This is a genomic window from Tenacibaculum sp. Cn5-46 (genome assembly GCF_022347705.1).
Taxonomy (GTDB): Bacteria; Bacteroidota; Bacteroidia; order Flavobacteriales; family Flavobacteriaceae; genus Polaribacter; species Polaribacter aiptasiae.
Genome location: NZ_JAKRGD010000015.1, coordinates 1 through 2,700 on the forward strand (window position 1 = coordinate 1; position 2,700 = coordinate 2,700).

The 2,700-nt window shown below is 33.1% G+C and carries 1 protein-coding gene; it reads right to left on the reverse strand.

The window, feature by feature from the left end; genetic code table 11:
* Positions 1 to 2,606, reverse strand: a 2,606-nt coding sequence (locus MHN29_RS18235; RefSeq protein ID WP_235276126.1) for a hypothetical protein, incomplete at its 3' end; no start/stop codon positions are given.
* Between the last annotated feature and the right edge of the window lie 94 nt (positions 2,607 to 2,700).

The window sequence follows — 2,700 nt, forward strand, 5'->3', positions numbered from 1 at the left end:
GTTTGACTTATCTGATAATGCTTGTCATAGTTGTAAAAATAAGTCGTCTCACTCTCTAATGCTTCTCCTTCTAAATAAGTTGTCTCTTTCTTTGAATATAAATTAGAAACTCCTCCATTTAAATTATAAACCTTATAATCATTATGATTCGATCCTACTGGATTATCTGCATTTAACTTAAAGGTTATTAAAGGTATATTGTGTTGCTTTTTTTCTGATAAGTAATACATTGAAGGTATCGTTACTCCTGGTTGGGGTATAACTCCTACTGCTGGATCTGTGATTGTTTTATAACCTGGTGAAGCTGCATATCGGTAGCTAAACTCATCTTTCTTTACAACTACATAATTACTGTTTTCTCTTTTATAGTAAGTAACTTTTAATGGCTTACCTCGTAACCATTCATTATTTACGGGTAAGGTATAAGGTGGTTTATAAAACTCTCCGCCATCACTCATAGCCGTAAACTCATAACTTATCTTTCCGCCTGCTCCTTCTACATTTCCATCATTTATATATTCCGTTACATGACTATATCCTACATGGTTTCCTTGAGCATAGCTATAAGGGCTTCCTGGTTTTGCTCCATAGGCTTCTGCCTTTACAACGGTACCGTCTATTCCAAACTCCTCGTTTTTAAAATAATATCCTGGTAAAGAATATAACAATCCACTACTCTCTCCATTTTCCTTTACATATTGATAACTCTTTGTGATTTTTCCGTTATCTATACTATTTATCTCTATTTCTCGTATTCTATTCCCTCCACTATAAGTCAACTCTGGTTCTGAAATTGCTTCTTCATCCCATGATAATGCAATGGTAAAACCATTTTGAAGATCTGACGGGTTATCGCCTCCTAATACTTTTACTACAAACTTATAGTCGCCTTTTGGTAACAAAGTTGAATGTGTTTGTAAACCCATGTATAAGTTTGTAAAATACGAAGTCCCGTTAACCCCTACTATACTTACCTGATATTTACATTGTGATATGTTTTGTGTAGCACTACATTGTCCAAAATTCCCAAAAAATGATACTTGACTTCTAAAGTTTACTGGATTATCTCCTACACTAAATGTTTTTTCATAATCGCCATTGGCAACTAAATACTGTGCATCCTTTAATAAATTCGCAAACTTTGACGTAGACGAAATAGGATTGGTGTTTTTGTAAAATAAATTATGAAAATAAAGTGGCGGAACTGCTTTATTGGTTTCAAAGGTAAACTTACTATATCCTCTTGTTGGAGTAATAATTTTACTTATCAAACCTACCTTAGCCTTAGCCTCATCTACCTCTCTATTGGTAGCATTATCAAAGGTATTAAACGTTAAATATGAACCATTGTTTTTCCCATTATAATATCCCCATAAATCTTGTGAATTCGAAAACCTATTTGGTAAATCTGCTTTATTGGTATACTCTATTGCATAATAATGTTGTGATACTCCGCTATTAGAAACTTTTTTAACTGCATCTAAAAATAATCGCTTCTTTGAAGATGGTTCTATGTTTTTTAAATATGGTAATACATTAGCACTAGTTACATCATTACTATAGCTATACTCGAACTTGTATTTTTTTATCCTTTTTTCTTGACCTCCTATAGTTTCAAAAACATCTATTGATTCTAAGGATTTGGATCCACTCAAATCTTCTCTTGTTGTTGATGATTTATTGAAAACTACTTTCCCAGTTTCAAACACTATATTACTTAACTGATACTGTGTACTTTTAACTCTCGAAAAATAGCTACTCTGACCATTGGTTGTTTTATCAAACTTGTCATAAGATCTTCTATAAAATTCTATGTTTTCTACTTCGTAGTTGAAATGAATTTTCTCTCCTGTAGGACTTACAATATCTAATAAATACCAGCTATTAATAGCGCTTGGACTTGGATCAGCTCCTCCTGACAAACCACTATTGTCATATACATAACTAAAAGTAATATCTGTGTTTTTAGGTTGTACTCTGTTCGCATCTGCTACTGCTGGCTCTCCAAAATAATACTTATACCCATTGCTAGCAGTAATAATCCACTGATACCCGTTCTTCTCTATTTTCAAATCTGAATAACTCTGAAGTATTGGCTCTTTGGTTTGCTGATCAAAAATAAACTTTCCACTTCCTCCTGGAAATTGGAAATTAAACTGATCTGGTACTAAATCTATCTTTGTAGGACTTCCTGATAAACTATTACTGTAAACATAAGATCTTGTCTGTTCATTAGTCTCAAAACTATTATAATAGTTCTCTACTAAATATCCTTTTGATCCTTCATCTACTCCATCTCTTACTTGTCTTGATATGACTCCACCTGCATTCAAAGCCCAACCTATTCCTACTCGAGAAGCGATCTCTTCTACTCGGATACCTCTGGCATGATACGACAAACCTATAGGAACTGTTGTTCCTGCCGACTGTATTGTATAAATTGGAATATTAATATTGGGTAAGCCTGTATAATGACTCACTGGGACTTCTGTAAACTTCGCTATAGACGTAGCCTCTGGTGAAGGAGGTACTATCTTTGGCAATTCTTGGGCACTACAAATAGCACCTAAAAGCATTGTAATAATGCTTACCATCGTTTTTTTCATAAAGTTTATATTGAATTAGCAATTTGTTTTTTTATAGCATAACAAAAGTATAACCTTTATTTATATCTCACAAAAACCTATAGCTATAAATTAT